The sequence below is a fragment of the Pseudomonas sp. PNPG3 genome (assembly GCF_023093815.1).
Taxonomy (GTDB): domain Bacteria; phylum Pseudomonadota; class Gammaproteobacteria; order Pseudomonadales; family Pseudomonadaceae; genus Aquipseudomonas; species Aquipseudomonas asiatica.
Genome location: NZ_JALLKV010000008.1, coordinates 115471 through 129662, shown reverse-complemented (window position 1 = coordinate 129662; position 14192 = coordinate 115471). Strand labels below are relative to the sequence as shown.

At 59.6% G+C, this 14192-nt stretch carries 14 protein-coding genes; 5 read left to right on the top strand and 9 right to left on the bottom strand.

Features of this window, described 5'->3' with window-relative positions:
* Positions 1 to 4: 4 nt before the first annotated feature.
* From MJ643_RS08460 to MJ643_RS08440, 5 genes are read right to left on the bottom strand one after another with little or no spacing between them, the layout of a single operon-like run.
* Positions 5 to 1264, bottom strand: a complete 1260-nt coding sequence (locus tag MJ643_RS08460) for an extracellular solute-binding protein (RefSeq protein ID WP_247726729.1) — start codon at positions 1262 to 1264, stop codon at positions 5 to 7.
* Positions 1265 to 1275: 11 nt separating this feature from the next.
* Positions 1276 to 2118: a carbohydrate ABC transporter permease gene (locus MJ643_RS08455; RefSeq protein WP_247726728.1), complete on the bottom strand. Its 843-nt coding sequence runs from the start codon at positions 2116 to 2118 to the stop codon at positions 1276 to 1278.
* Positions 2118 to 2987: a sugar ABC transporter permease gene (locus tag MJ643_RS08450; protein ID WP_247726727.1), complete on the bottom strand. Its 870-nt coding sequence runs from the start codon at positions 2985 to 2987 to the stop codon at positions 2118 to 2120. Before MJ643_RS08450 ends, MJ643_RS08455 begins: the two co-directional genes overlap by 1 nt.
* 10 nt (positions 2988 to 2997) lie before the next feature.
* Complete coding sequence (locus tag MJ643_RS08445) at positions 2998 to 4134, bottom strand: ABC transporter ATP-binding protein (protein WP_247726726.1); 1137 nt, start codon at positions 4132 to 4134, stop codon at positions 2998 to 3000.
* The gene (locus tag MJ643_RS08440; protein WP_247726725.1) at positions 4127 to 4819 is read right to left on the bottom strand and encodes an HAD-IA family hydrolase; all 693 of its coding nucleotides are present in this window, start codon (positions 4817 to 4819) and stop codon (positions 4127 to 4129) included. The genes MJ643_RS08445 and MJ643_RS08440 overlap by 8 nt, the downstream gene beginning before the upstream one ends.
* A 63-nt stretch (positions 4820 to 4882) precedes the next feature.
* On the opposite strand from MJ643_RS08440, the gene MJ643_RS08435 reads away from it, so the two are divergent.
* On the top strand, positions 4883 to 5230 hold the full coding sequence (locus MJ643_RS08435) for a hypothetical protein (RefSeq protein WP_247726724.1): 348 nt from the start codon (positions 4883 to 4885) through the stop codon (positions 5228 to 5230).
* A gap of 112 nt (positions 5231 to 5342) precedes the next feature.
* Positions 5343 to 6083: a hypothetical protein gene (locus MJ643_RS08430; protein ID WP_247726723.1), complete on the top strand. Its 741-nt coding sequence runs from the start codon at positions 5343 to 5345 to the stop codon at positions 6081 to 6083.
* A 36-nt stretch (positions 6084 to 6119) separates the two neighbouring features.
* Here MJ643_RS08430 and mobF read toward each other — a convergent pair whose 3' ends face one another.
* Genes mobF through MJ643_RS08415 form a run of 3 tightly spaced genes read right to left on the bottom strand, consistent with a single transcriptional unit; the run spans position 6120 to position 10942 of the window.
* On the bottom strand, positions 6120 to 9074 hold the full coding sequence (gene mobF / locus MJ643_RS08425) for a MobF family relaxase (protein WP_247726722.1): 2955 nt from the start codon (positions 9072 to 9074) through the stop codon (positions 6120 to 6122).
* A complete protein-coding gene (locus MJ643_RS08420; RefSeq protein ID WP_247726721.1) occupies positions 9075 to 10613 on the bottom strand; it encodes a type IV secretion system DNA-binding domain-containing protein in 1539 nt (512 codons plus the stop codon).
* Positions 10613 to 10942 (bottom strand): hypothetical protein, encoded by a 330-nt coding sequence (locus tag MJ643_RS08415; protein WP_247726720.1) that lies wholly within the window; start codon positions 10940 to 10942, stop codon positions 10613 to 10615. Before MJ643_RS08415 ends, MJ643_RS08420 begins: the two co-directional genes overlap by 1 nt.
* A 494-nt stretch (positions 10943 to 11436) precedes the next feature.
* Between MJ643_RS08415 and MJ643_RS08410 the strand changes: the two genes are divergently transcribed.
* Genes MJ643_RS08410 through stbC form a run of 3 tightly spaced genes read left to right on the top strand, consistent with a single transcriptional unit; the run spans position 11437 to position 12903 of the window.
* Positions 11437 to 11793, top strand: a complete 357-nt coding sequence (locus tag MJ643_RS08410) for a hypothetical protein (RefSeq protein WP_208835879.1) — start codon at positions 11437 to 11439, stop codon at positions 11791 to 11793.
* A gap of 3 nt (positions 11794 to 11796) precedes the next feature.
* On the top strand, positions 11797 to 12501 hold the full coding sequence (gene stbB, locus MJ643_RS08405; protein ID WP_049289571.1) for a StbB family protein: 705 nt from the start codon (positions 11797 to 11799) through the stop codon (positions 12499 to 12501).
* Positions 12502 to 12519: 18 nt separating this feature from the next.
* Positions 12520 to 12903 carry a plasmid stabilization protein StbC gene (gene stbC / locus MJ643_RS08400; RefSeq protein WP_204371207.1) on the top strand — a complete coding sequence of 128 codons (384 nt, stop codon included), beginning with the start codon at positions 12520 to 12522 and terminating at the stop codon, positions 12901 to 12903.
* Positions 12904 to 13122: 219 nt separating this feature from the next.
* Here the strand turns inward: stbC and MJ643_RS31455 are convergent.
* On the bottom strand, positions 13123 to 14192 hold a 1070-nt coding region (locus MJ643_RS31455; RefSeq protein ID WP_282103245.1), incomplete at its 5' end, for an HD-GYP domain-containing protein.

Here is a 14192-nt window from a genome sequence, read left to right as displayed (position 1 = left end):
TTCCTTACTTGAGCAGTTTCTGCACGTCTTGCGTCATGGCATCCAGGGCTGCCTGGGGCTTTGACGATTTGTCGAATACGGTCTGCAGGTGGTCGTTGATCACATCGGTGATCTTCAAGCCGTTTTCGCCGGGGAAGGCGTACCAGCCGGTAAGCCAGGGTTGCTGTTTCACCGCGGTGTACTGGTTGGGGTTCTCGGCATAGTAGCCCTTGAGCTTTGCGGGGTCATCGATAGGCAGTGTGTTGGCCGGGAAGTAGCCGGTGGACTTCGTCATGATGGTGGCGCCTTCGGGGCCGGTAGCGAACTTGATGTATTCCCACGCCGCCTTCTGGCGCTCGGGGTCTTTGGTGAACATCATTGCCACGTTGCCGCCCGCGGGAACCCGGCCGTTTTCGTTGTAGACGGGGAAATAGCCGGTGACCATGTTGAATTTGCCGCCGATCTGCTTTTCAAGCGTCGACAGGCGCGAGGTGGACGAAGACAGCACGGCCAGCTTGCCGGTTACGAAAAGCTGAACAGCGTCCTTGAAGCGCAGGTTCTGCATGGTGCCGTTCTCGACCATGCGGCCCATCTGCGCGATGGATTCACGGCCGGTAGCATCGTTGAAAGCAACCTGGGTTTCGTCGCCGTTCAGCATGGTGCCTGCCTTGGAAAACACCATGGCCTGCCACAGCCAGTTTCCGGTGATCTCCCAGTCATAGTGCAAGCCGTTGATGCCCGGATTCGCAGCGCGCGCCTTATCCGCTACAGCGATGATTTCGTCCCAGGTCTTGGGCAGCGTCGCCGGGGTGGTGCCGGTGGCGGCCAGAAGGTCCATGTTGTAGTAGACAATGGGTGTCGACAGCGAGAAGCCGATGCCAACCTGCTTGCCGTTTACGCGCCCGAGCGACAGCAACGCTTCGCTGTATCCGCTGTCCGCCCAGTTCTTCTCGGCGTTGATGAAAGGCGTCAGGTCAACGGCAATGCCGCGGTCCACGAATACGCGCTGACGGTTCAGGCCCTGGTAGGACACGTCGGCCAGTTGCCTGGTAACAGCGTGGCGCAGCGCCTGCTGGGCGGCGGATTCGTATTCGGTGGTCGGGGCGCGGAACTTGACCGTGTAGTCGGGGAACTTCTCGGTGAAACGCTTGGCGATATCCTGGTGAACGCTGTTGAACACGTCGGGGTAGGGGTAGTCGACGACCAGTTCGACCTTGGCCGCCAGGGCCGCATTGCAGGCGATAGACAGGCCGGCCAATGTGCCGAGCAGATATTTGGTTTGCATCTTTGTTCCTTTTAACCTTTGACACCCGAGAGGGTGACTCCTTCTATGAAGCGCTTTTGCGCGATAAGAAAAAATGCCAGCAACGGGAGGGTGATGATTACCGTGCCGGCCATGAGTGGCCCGAAATCGGTTCCGGCTTCTTCGTTCTTGAAGAACATCGTGCCCAGGGGCGGAGTGGCCAGGTCATTGGTGTTGATGACCAGCAGCGGCCAGAAGTAGTCGTTCCAGTGCCAGACCACCGAGAAGATGGCAAAGGCCGTCAGTGCAGGCATTGCGGCGGGCATGAGGATCCGCCATACCAGTTCGAACTCGCCCATTCCGTCGAGCCGCGCTGCGTTGATCAGGTCGTCGGGCACCCCCATGAAGAACTGGCGCATGAGGAAGATGCCGAAGGCGGACGCGATGAAGGGAATAACCAGTGCTGCCGTGGTATCGAGCAGGCCCGCGTGGTAGAGCATGATGTAGAGCGGGATTGACGTAGCCTGGAATGGAATCATGAGGGACAGCAGCACCAGCCCCCAGGCCAGGCGCTTGCCACGGAACTGCAGCTTGGCGAAGCAGTAGGCAGCCGGCAGTGACACGATAATCTGCAGCAGCAGGATGGCGCCGCATACGATCACGCCGTTGAGCAGGTAGCGCAGGAGCGGCACCTGAGTGAGCGCCCGCGAGTAGTTCTCGACGGCGGCCCACTGCTGAGGCAGCAGATGGAATCCATCCCGGAATATTTCCTCCGCCGGTTTCAGTGAGGTCGATAGCATCCACATAAAGGGCAGCAGGTAGATGGCTGCTCCGGCCAGGAGGATGCCGTGGCGCAGTGCGCGCCAGGGTAGAGAGGCTTGCATAGGGTTTTTCATCAGTAGTGCGTCCTTTTTTCCATGCCGGCCTGTTGCACGAGTGTGAGGACAACGACGCACGCAACGAAGATCACGACCATTGCTGAGGCGTACCCCATCCGGAAGAAGCCGAACCCTTCGGCATAGATGGTGTGCAGCAGAACCTCGGTGGCCTTGTTGGGGCCGCCCTGGGTGAGCGCGTGCACGGTGTCGAATACCTGCAGCGACCGGATCCCGCAGATCGTGACGACGAACAGCAGGGTCGGTCCCAGCATGGGCAGTGTGAGCCGGAAGAAGCGGTCGACGGGATGGCTCATGCCATCCAGCAGGCTCGCATGACGCATTTCGGTGGGGATGTTCTTGAGGCCGGCAAGAAACATGACCATGGCCAGCCCGGACATCTGCCAGATTCCGATTGCCGCAAGCGAAGGCAATGCCAGGCTGTAGTCCAGCAGCCAGTTGCGCGGCGCTATCCCGAACCACGACAGCATGTGGTTCAGGAATCCAACGGTCGGATGCATGAGAAATTGCCACACGACCGCCATCGCGATCAGGGTGGAGGCAACTGGCATGAAGAAGGCCGTGCGGTAGAAGCCGCGCCAGCTGTCGTGCGACTCGATGAGCAAGGCCGCGCCCAGGCCGATAATGATGGAGCCTGAAGAAACCAGCAAAAGGTAAAGCGCAGTATTGCTGAAGCTCTTGCGGAAAGTGTCGTCGTTCCAGAGTTCGGTGTAGTTATCCAGCCCCACCCAGTTCATTGCTTCGGCGCCGAATTGCCAGTCCGTCAACGACAGCACAGACACAATACCAAGCGGCACGATGAGCAACAGCAGTGTCAGGAGCAGGCTTGGCCCGAGCAGCAGGGCGAGCTGCAGTGATTTGATGCGCATGCCGCTTCTCCTACGCGGCCAGCGCAAGGCCGCGAGGGCCGGCTGAAATGGCATTGCCCTGCGCGTCGAACACGTGCCAGGCATCATCGGGCACGTACACCTGCAGCGTGGTTCCGGTATGCACGGGGGCATCGGGTTCCAGTATTACTACCAGGCTTTCGCCGGCCGGCGTTTCCAGCGTGACCATGCATTCGACGCCTGTGAACTCCACCAGCGTTACGCGGCCCGTCACACTCAATGCGTCGTGGGCAGGCGCCAGTACCGCCGCGTGCGGCCGGAATGCCATGCGTGCCGCCTGCGCGGGGAACCGACCCTCCAGTATCTGGCCCTGCAGGCATGGCGTGTTCGTGCTGTTGTGCGTTACGGCCATGAAGTTGATCCGGGGCGCGCCCACGAATGCAGCCACATCGGCATGCTGCGGCGAGCGGTAGATTTCCTGGGGGGTGCCCAGCTGCAGAATGCGGCCCGCTTTCATCACCGCCACCCGGTCCGACATGGACATGGCTTCGTGCTGGTCGTGGGTGACATACACGAACGTGACGCCTAGCTCGTCGTGCAACTGCCGGATTTCGCTGCGCAGCGACTGGCGCAGGCTGGCATCAAGGTTGGACAAGGGCTCGTCGAAAAGAAACAGCGACGGGCGCCTGACCATGGCGCGCGCAAGAGCAACGCGCTGCCGCTGTCCGCCCGACAATTGCGCGGGTTTTCTTGTCCAGAGATGGTCGATGCCGAGCGTTGCCGCCACCTGGCGGCCTTGCTCCTGTGCTTCCCGGATGCGGCGCCGTGCGTCGGGGCTGAGCCAGCGGGATCCGGGCATGCGCTGGACGAAGTTCAGCGCCCGCATGTACAAAGGCGTGCAGATATTGTCCCCGACTGTCATGTGCGGATAGAGGGCATACGACTGAAATACCATGGCGCAATCGCGCTCGCCTGGCGACTGGCTCAGCAAATCGGCGCCGCCCGCGCGCAGGGTTCCGGCGTCCGGCGATTCGAGGCCGGCCAGCAGTTTCAGAAGAGTGGACTTTCCGCAGCCAGACGCCCCGAGCAAGGTCAGGAACTCGCCGTCCCGTATGGTCAGCGAGAGCCGGTCAAGCACGGTGGTTTCTCCGTAGCGTTTGCTGATCTGGTCGAGCACAATGTCAGCCATTCTGGGGCTCCAATAAAGGGGTAGAGAGAGACTGGCACGCCAGCCACCGGGGCAGTGCGCCGGGATGCTCAAAGCTGAAGACCGCGGGAAGGAGGTCGTCGCGATGAGCGTGATATCCCCCGAGATGGGCCGCGAATCTGACGTTGGCGCCGGCGGCGCACCGGGCATCGACGTGGGAGTCGCCGATGAACAATGCTTGTTGGGGATGGGTGTCGAGTCGGGCCAGGGTGTCCAGCAGCGGCCGGGGGTCGGGTTTGGCAGGCGCTCCGTCGTCGATGCACTGGATGTGCGAGAACAAGTGCTGCCAGCCGAAATGGACAAGCAGCTCCAGCGTCGAGGCGCGGTCGCGGTTGGTGCAGATTGCAAGTGTGTACCCGGCCTGCGCCAGCTCCTGGAGCGATTCGCCGGCATACGGGTAGGGGCGTGCCGCCAGAAGCGTGCAGTCGGCGTAATGGTTCGCCATGGCCCCTGTGGCGGCATCCGGGGCAAGATTCATTTGCCTGGCGGCCAGCGCGAACATCGGTGCAATCCCCTCGCTGAGCATGAGCCGCAGCGCCCGGGGATCCAGCAGCCCGGCGTGCAAAGGCGATACCGCCATGGCTGCGTCCAGCAGGCTGGGCCATGTGTCCAGAAGGGTGCCGTCCAGATCGAACACGATAGTTTGAAAAGTGCTTGAAGTCGTCATAGACGGCACTTTAATGATCGTTCGTGACGCTATTGTGAACACCAACACTCAGAAAAGATCCTGTTGCTGGGCCTCGCCTCGGATTGGTCATTTACTGGGGCCGGTAAATGGCTGATGGATATGCAATACGAGGCCCAGCAATTAGGAAAAGCCGAAGCGCCTGGCCATCTGCTGGTCAAGCGCTGCGCTGATGAAAGCCGGTCGCGTGGGGCCATGCCGGAGCCTGTGGCCACGTGCGAGGCTTGGCAGGTGAAAGAGGTGGCTGTCGAGGTGCTGGCCAAGGAGGGTGGTCGGACGCTGACCCTGATTTACTGCGCTTTCCTTGTAGTAGGGTTCGGTGTGATGATCTTCTCCACCCCAGCCTCGCCTCTCCGTCTGCGCGAGCGCCTTGGGTTGCAGCGCCGAAAATAGCGCTCTACAGCTAACAACGAAGCCCCGCATTTGCGGGGCTTTTGTTTGTCGCTATATCGTGTGCTCGATCAGCTGGCCAGCGACACAAGATGTTGTGTTACGAGGGGAAATTTTGAAGCAAACGAACTGGACGGTTATTGGTGTGGCCCGCTGGTACGACTGGAAGCTGGGCAAGCTTTCCGACCGGGACCTGGCCAGGGTGGTCGGAACTACCGAGGGCAGCATACGGCGCCGACGTGTTCAGTTCGGGATCGAAGTCTACTCGGTCGCAGTAGCCCTTGCCCCTTTCCAGCATCTGCTGGGCCTGGAGTCGGACAGGTCTGTCTCTGCGAAAAGCGGGGTGTCGGTGAAGAGTATCCAGGCTTACCGCGAGTCCCAGGGCATTGCACCCCGTTCCAAGGTCACACGCCGTATTCAGCGCTTGCCGCTCGATCATCCCGTGAGGCCGTACAAGAGCGCGCTGGGCCTGGTGCCCGATGAAGACATAGCCCAGGCATCGGGTGTGGCCGTAGAAGTCGTGCAGGCGCTGCGCGAGGCGTTCGGCCTGGATGCTGTGGCGCCCTCCCCCGACCTGGCCAGGTCGGCGCCTGTCGAGGACTACCACGGCCCCGGACTCGGTTACGAATCGCTCCTGGGCACCATGTCTGCCGCCAAATTGAGCCGCACCGTAGGTGTGGCCTATGCGGTCGTAGAGGCGCGCCGGGAGTTCCTGGGCATCGCACCGTACAAGCGCGTGTCGCGTGCTGATCGGTATGTGCACCTGTTCGGCGTGGTGCCAAATAGCGTGTTGGCCAAGCTCGCAGGTGTGTCCCATGAGCGGATCGCTCAAATGCGCATGGCCAAGGGTCTTTAACGCGCAGAGCAAAGGGGCCGAAGCTCCTTTTGCTGATTACAGGCCGAATGCCCTGCCCTTTTCTTTGGGCTGTTTGGCCGGCAACTGCTGGCCTTGCTGTTGCTTCTGCGCGGCGTCCTTCTGTTTGCCGGCCTGGTCGTGGCCTTTGCGCTCGAGCGCATGCCGCTGGAGCTGCTTGATATCCAGGGCGCCGGCCTTGGCGTTCAAGCGGCTGATCGCATCCCCAAGCTTCTGCCGGTTGTCGGTGAAGATTTCCGCTGCATGACGGGCACGGCTGATCGCCACGTAGTACACGTCCTTGGCGGTTGTGCGCGATTGGGTTTCAAGATTGATGAGCACCTTGTCGCAGGTGAGGCCCTGGGCGCTGTGAACGGTTGAGGCATAGGCCAGGCCGACGAACATAGCCGATGCTGTGTCCAGCTCGACCTGGCGGGCTTTGTCTCCTTCGAGCACCACGCGGTCGCTGTGGATCTCCTTCACCACAAATCGGTCGCCGTTGGCCAAGTCCTTCTCGGCGTCATTTCGGGTGATTTTCACCTGATCGCCAGGGGCCAGCTCCGTTCGCTCGACGCTGTAGACTGACAGCTTTGTGCACCGAGCCGGGGTGAATTGCAGTGTCTCGCCTTCCGGCCCGCGCACCGTGAGTTTGTTGCCGGGACCGGTGTCGAGTACCACGTACTGCACGCCCCGTTGCAGCCCATTCTTATAATCCACCTCGGGTACGACAATGCTGCCCTTACCGTAGTATTTGCTGTGCCGGCGCTCGGCCTGGGTCGTGTCCAGGCGATTGAGCAATGGATACTCCGCGCCCTGCCCTTTCAGGCCTAGCGCCTCGCGCACGCCTTCGTTGATCTCGATCCGACTGGCGTTGGTGCCGGTGATAATCAGGGCTTGGTCGCGCTCGGCCTTGGGCATAGAGGCATAGGCGTCGACAATCGCCTGGTAGCGTGCCCCGTTGTCCGCGATTTCGCGTATCTCGTTCACCAGCGGCAGCGATTGCTTGGATTTGCCCTCGGCGGCCAGCTTCACCGCCTCCAGCAACTGCGGGTCTTTCTGCCGCTGAATGTCGGTTAGCCGGGACGTTTCCATGCCGGCCTTCATCAGCTGCTCGAAGGGTTTGCCCGCCTCAATGGCTTTGGTTTGTGCCACGTCGCCCAGGAAGACGACGCGAGCGCCGGCTGCCTCAATGGTTTTCATGGCCTCGTGCATCTGCCGCGCAGGAATTACGCCGGCCTCGTCGATAATCACGACGGTATTGCTGTCGATCTTCTTATCGCGGGCCTTGAGGAACGATTGCAGAGTGCGTGCCTCCAGGCCCTCGGCCTGGAGCGCTTTCACCTGGCTACCATAGGGCGCCAGGCTGGTGACACGGTATCCGTTCGCTTCCAGCAGGTCCTTGGCCGCTACAGTCATGTAGCTTTTGCCGACGCCGGCAAAGCCCTGGACGCCGATAAACTGGTTTTGTGTGCGGGCAATCCGCATCACCGAGGCCTGCTGTTCCTTGTTCAAGCCCCGATCGGCAAGGAAGGCTTCGGCGGCTTCCTTGGAGATTCGCGGTTCAACCGTACCGCGCCCCATTCGCTCGATTTGCAGCACCTCGCGCTCGCGCTTCTGCGCAATGTGCGTGGTGAAGCGGTTTTCACCCTGGCGCAGCCTACCGGTGCGGATACCCTCATCAACGAGCCTGGCGGCCTCTGAGCGCGATTTGCCTGCGCGGACAAGGTTTGCCACCCATTCTTTGCGGCTGAGCTGTGGCGCCTCCTGGCGGGCCTTCTCGGCAGCCTTCCCCTTCTTTTCATCGCCTGGGTTCTGTGAGGAATACAGTGGTTCTTCGCGGATCAGGTGGCCAGATGCGGCGCGCCGCTCGATGCCGGCGCGCACGTCGTCAATAGTGAGGGCGCCGTACCCGTGGCGCAGCGCGGTATCCATCAGCTCCTTCTGTTCGATCACGGCCTGGCGTTCGGTCAGACTCTTGATCGCGAATTCGATCACCTGGTCAGCACGGTACTCCAGGGGTTTCTCGATCTGCGGAGTGGCCGCGCTGTTTCGCTCCCTGCCGCCCTGGGCATCGGCGCCGACACCGGCCCATTCGCGGCTGTGGTAGTCGATACCCAAGGCCCTCGACCGCTCAAGCCAAACCTGGCGCAGTTCCTCGCGGTCGATGCCACCCTGCTTTTTGTCGCGGGTGGCCAGCGCGGCCTGGTTCTTTTCGGCATAAGACGCTGTGCTGCGGTCCAGGCCTTTCGCAGCTAGCGCTGCCTCGATCTGCTGGCTGCGCGAACTGAATTCGCGGATCTGCTCGTCAGAGAAATGCGCCAGGTCGAATGTGCCGTTGCGCTCGTAGCGCAACTGGAAGCCGGCCTTTTCCAGCTCGCGGGCCAGTTCCGCCTTGTAGACGTTGCCCAAGAACATGGACGAATTGAACACGCCGTCATTTTTCAATGCCCGCCATTCGCCGTCGCTCCGTTGGGTCATGTTCAGCACGAACGCATGGGTATGCAGGTCCGGGTCCAGGGCGCGTGACGTTTCGTGTCGAAACTTGGCCACCACCAAGTTGTTGGTGTTCTCGGTGCCGGTCTTCTTGTTGACCGTTATACGTGCCTGGGATAGCCGTTCAGCTTCGCGGATTGCAGCCGCCACGGCTTTATCGTGGGCTTCGATGATACTGGCGTCACCGTGGACCAAGGCCTGGAGCGACACGCCCTTGGGCGCGGAGAATGTGAGGTCGTACCCCAGTCGTTCCTTGCTGACCACTTTGCCGTCCGCCTCTTTGACGGTTCGCATGAGCTTCGTGCTGTCGCTAATTCGGCCATCCAATAGCTCGCGGAATCGGGCCTGCTCCACCTCCCCGGATAGGCCCAATGCCTCGGCGCCGGCACCTTGCCATTGCATGGCGCCGCCGTCTTTTGCGTAGTAGTCATCCGCACCATCTGCGTAGTACGACACGACTTTGCCCAGTGATTGCCGAGAAATGGTCGTGATATCGAGCATTTAGATGATCTCAAGGTTTGGGACGATGCCCGGTACCGGGTTCGTGCGGGTGAAGTTGATCGGCTCGATGGCCACCCGTGCAATCGGGATGCTGCCGGGGAACGAAAGGAAGCCTTCGAGGTTGTTCAAGGCCATGATTTCCGACGACATAACGATGCGTTCGGGTTTCACATCCTCGTTCTCGCTGCGAGTGCCCCAGTCACCCCAGCGCGAACTGCGGCCTTCCTTGGTACGCAACACTTCATGTTCGCTCAAGGCTTTGGACATGCGCTCGGCGGTTGCCGTACCCATGCGGCCAACGGCCAGGGCGACCATCGTCCGGTGGTTGGCCAGCATGGTTTCCGCCAGTTTCTCGCCATACACGGATTCGAGCTGGGTGTAGGACTGGTAGCCCGATACCACACAACCGCCCTTCTTCCGGCCCCGAGTCAACATGTCGCCCAGGGTGGGCAGCCGTTGCAGCGACTCCAGCTCGTCGAGGTAGGTCCAGATCCGGCGCTTGGGGTTGGATTTCATCCCAAGGATGCTGGTGAAAATGGTATCAACCCAGCAACTAATCAACGGGCGCAGCGCTTCGCGCATGTTCTCGTCCCAAGTGATAAACAAGTTGCCGCCGTTAGGATCTTCGCACCACTGACGCAACGAAAAGTTGCCTGGCGGCATGTCAAAATGTGCAGGCAGTTTATTACTGAGGACAAAACGGACGCTGCCGGTAGCGCGTTCGTTTTCAGTGAACAGAGAGACGGCGCGAGTGCCTTTTACAAATCCTTGTAGCGCTTCCGAACTGCACTCGTTAGTCCATCTAAACACATTCCTCATGCCAGGATTGCGCGTGGTGTTGTACAGCTTTTTGGCCACTTCCGCGAACAACAGTCGGCCATACTGGTTCCACTCTTCGGAGTCGTTACTGTCTGATACCTGAATAATGGATTTTGCATATCGCTCGAAATCGTAGTGACTGCGGATTTCGTTATAGAAGTTCCAGCCCTCTGTCCTGGCATCATAGGGATTCAGGATCTTATCGCCCTTGCGATAGAAGGTAGATAGGAACTCTCCATCGGGATCGAGGATCACCATACGATCTTTCCGCTGCATGCAGCCGTACATCATTTCACGGAAGATCGTACTCTTGCCTGTACCCGTTGCGCCTCCAACTGAGAAGTGTGTAGCCTCGGCAGCAATAGGAACAGGCACGCCGGCAATGGTTATTTGTTCCTCTTTTTCCTTGGTAAGCCGCTTGAGTTCACGCTGGGAAACAAGTTGGCTACCGCGAAAATACTTGTCAAAGTGGGCGCCGGCAAAAGTGGTTTTGCTCAACTTCACGATAAGCACGCACAACGCAATCGCAAGTATCAATCCACAAACTAACGCGACCGTAAGCGGCCACAAGGTGAACGTATTTTTCGCCAGGTAAAACACCCTATCGCGGGCGCCTTGTTTTTCAATTCCATACATCAGCTTGGCGGTAAAGAACCAAGCGAACAGGGGTACCAGAACCATGACGGCAAGGCAGGTTTGAGATCGTTGGCGCTCGTTCATCAGCTATCCCTCTTTGATGAATCCCATACGTCGAAGCCCAGACGCTCGACCTCAGCCTGGGCCTCCCTCTTGGCGTCCGGCTTGGACGCCGTGCGCAGCAGCAACAGCAGCTCGATCAAGATGGCCATCGACTGACGGTCGATTCCTGCACTGGGTTGGCCGTCGCCGCCAGGCCGTTGATCGAGGCGCTGGAGGATCATATCTAGCGTGTCCTCCTGCTCCATCTGCCGGAAAAGCTGCCGGCGAACATACTCCGAAATGTCGCCTTGCGACCGTTCTTCCAGCTCGATTTTCTGTGTTTCGGTGCATCGAAAGCTCACTGTGGGCACGGATGGACTCCTTGTATTACGCATGTAAGACACAAAATACAGCAAAATCAGGGCTTGCGCCTAGTTTTGTCTTACGCAGGTATTACGCTTTTTAGCAAGTCGTTGAAAATGCTTTATTTTTCAACGACTTAGCTACGCGAAGCGTTGCGTATGGTGTATAGCTCGTTAAGGGAAAATACCGCTCTGCTTTTAAGGGAGAAAATAGCCGTCTGCACCCCTCGGAGGCCGCAAAAAAGCGTCCTCCTGATCCCTCACGCGCAGCGTGAGGGGCTTTTCGCGGCCCAGGGGTGCCACTGAGTACGCTTTAGAGACAACCGAGAGACGGAGTGAAGACAACGAAGAGACAGAAAAGGGACTTGCCAGACCCAAAAGGGACGGTTAGAGTACGGATCAGAGACAAACAGGGGACAAAAGTGCCCGAGGTCGATAACGAGGGATCAGCGATGCCACTATCGCGAATAAAACCACGGAGCGATTCGGCCCTGGTGCGGAACATGCTCGGCGAGATCGAGGCCGCACTGACAGCCGGAGCCTCACGGGAGGATGTATGGGAAACGCTCAAAAATGAGCACGGGATGACCATCGGGTTTAACGGATTTTGCAAGGCGCTGATGCGAGCGAGGGCCGCCAGGCAGGAGCGAGCTGGAACACCAGCGGCGACCACTCCACCACTACCCCGACCGGGGAGCGATGGCCAGGGAAAGGAAGTGGATTGCGCAATCCAGAAAGATGAACCCACGCCACCCGAGGCGCCCTTAAAGGGTCGCATCGTCACCAGTAGCGATTTTGAGAAAGTCCACTCCATGGACTTCTCGGATCTTGATGATAAATATACGGGCAAAAGGAAATAGCGTATGAAACGAGCCATCTTGAACTACAGCGGCAGCATCGGCAAAACCACTATCGCAGCGCACCTGCTCTACCCTCGCATGCCAAGTTCGGTATTCTTCGCCATCGAGTCGATCAACCAGTCTGCTTTGGACCTGGGCATTGCCGAGGTCAAAACCATGCGCGGTCGTGAAGTAGGCGATTTGATCGAGGAACTGGTACTTGAGGACGTGGCGATTATCGACATTGGCGCGTCGAACATCGAGTCGTTCTTTGAAGCCGGTTCGCGCTACCACGGCTTCATAGATGAGATCGAACAATTCATTGTTCCGGTCACGCCTGAGCAAAAAGCGTGGCAAGAAAGTTTGAAGACTGTAGAAGCGCTGGCGACCATGGGTGTTTCGGCTGATCGCATTATTCTGCTGCCGAACCGCATTCAAGATAACCCCGAGGCCGAAATTCCGTCGATCTACAACTATGTAAAGAAGACCAAGAAGGCCACCATCAAGCCAGGCGCGTTCCTGTTTGACAGCGACGTATATGGTTATTTGGCTGCTAACAAAATGTCATTCGATCAGTTGATCGGTGACGATACCGATTACAAGGCGCTGGCACGGGCCGAAGCTGATGAGGCGCAGCGCAGCAAATATGTAAGTCTCTATCGTTGGACAAGTTATGCAAAACCTATTCGTCAAAACTTGGACGAATGCTACGCCGCCTTGACGGCCTAAGCGACCGGAGTACCAGTAATGGATTCTAGGAAACCGAGAGAAGAAGTATTAATTGAGTGGTTCCTGGGCGACTCCAGAGAGATTGTGTCCGATCTCCAAGGCGCGGTTGCGGCGGCACGCGAGGTGCACCAGTCGATGCAGGAGGCCGGCGCAAGCCTGGCCTCCACGGTCGAGGATGCGCGTGCCGAGTTGGTCACGGCCCATCGGGAGCTGACTGCCGCGATTCGGGAAACCGAGGCACGGCATGACAAGGCCCTGGAAAAATTGGACCGCCAAGCCAAAAGCCTGTTGGCCGCGACCCAGCGTCGGACGGTGTGGGTGGCGGCGATCTGCGCCGGCATCGCCGGCCTGGCCGGAGGTCTGGGCGGTGCCCTGCTCTTCTACCGCCTGGTTGCCGGCTAGCGCCGGGGTGTGACACACGCTGAGGCCGCCGCAAGGCGGCCTCGCCGTTTGTGGGGATGTAAGCCGGAACCCCAGAAATTTCCGTCACCCTAGTTGGGTGGGCTCAACACTCGTGTCACCAGCTACCTTCTGGAGAATCGAGCTCGGCCATCCCTCCCTGGACGGGCATCGCTCGACGATGTTCAACGGCTCCCTCACGGGGCCGTCGTTTTGTGGGGGCTATTCCATCCACAAGTCGTCGAGGTTCTTGAAGTTCCAGAGCGTCGGGTCTTCGGGGCCAGTGATACTGTCCTTGCAACTCGTGGCCGCCAGGTCGATGGTCTGCATCGGGATCGGCTCTCTCGAGCGTAGCGAGAAGAACACGCGAACCTTGGGAGTCAGCAGTGATTCCATTCCCGGCTCAACGACAACGGCCAGACGCTGAGAGGACAGGCGAACCAAGGAGCCGACGGGGTAGATGCCCACGGCCTTGACGAAGGCGTGGAAGATGCGTTTGTCGAAATGGCCCTCCCACTTGGCCATCTGCCGCATCGCCGCGGACGGGTCCCACGGCTTTTTGTAGGCTCGCTCCGACGTCACGGCATCATAGACGTCGCAGATTGCGCCCATGCGGGCCAGGAGTGAAATGGCGTCACCGGCCAAGCGATCCGGGTAGCCGGTTCCGTCGATCTTCTCGTGATGGTGCAGGGCAATGTCCACCACCCCGGGCTCGGCCCCGCCTGCGCGCAGCATCTTTGCGCCCTCCACAGGGTGGCGCTTCATGATGGCGAACTCGGCATCGGTGAGCTTGCCTGGTTTGTTAAGCACTTCCAGCGGCATCGCGGCCTTGCCTAGGTCGTGCATCAGTCCGCCGATGCCAGCCAGGCGCGTTTGCTCCTCGTCTAGATCGAGATGCCGGGCCAGCGATAGCATCAGGGCGCAGACGGCAACCGAGTGCAGGTAGGTGTAATCGTCGTGCGTTTTGATGCGTGCGACGCTGATGAGGGCATGAGGTTGGCGCAGCACCGAGGCAGCGATTTCTCCGACCAGCGGCAACGTCGTGCTTGGGTCGACGGCCTTGCCAAGCCGGGCTTCCTGGAACATGTCCATGACTTGGGACTTGGCCGCAAGACAGAGTTTCCGTGCATAACACATTTCGCTCTCCATTGAGGTTGCGCCGTCACTTTTCTTGCTTAGTGGACTAGACGGCAGAGATTGCTCCTCCGACAATTCTCTGGGCTCTGGGCTCTGGGCTCTCTGGGCTCTCTGGGCTCTCTGGGCTCTCTGGGCTCTCTGGGCTCTCTGGGCTC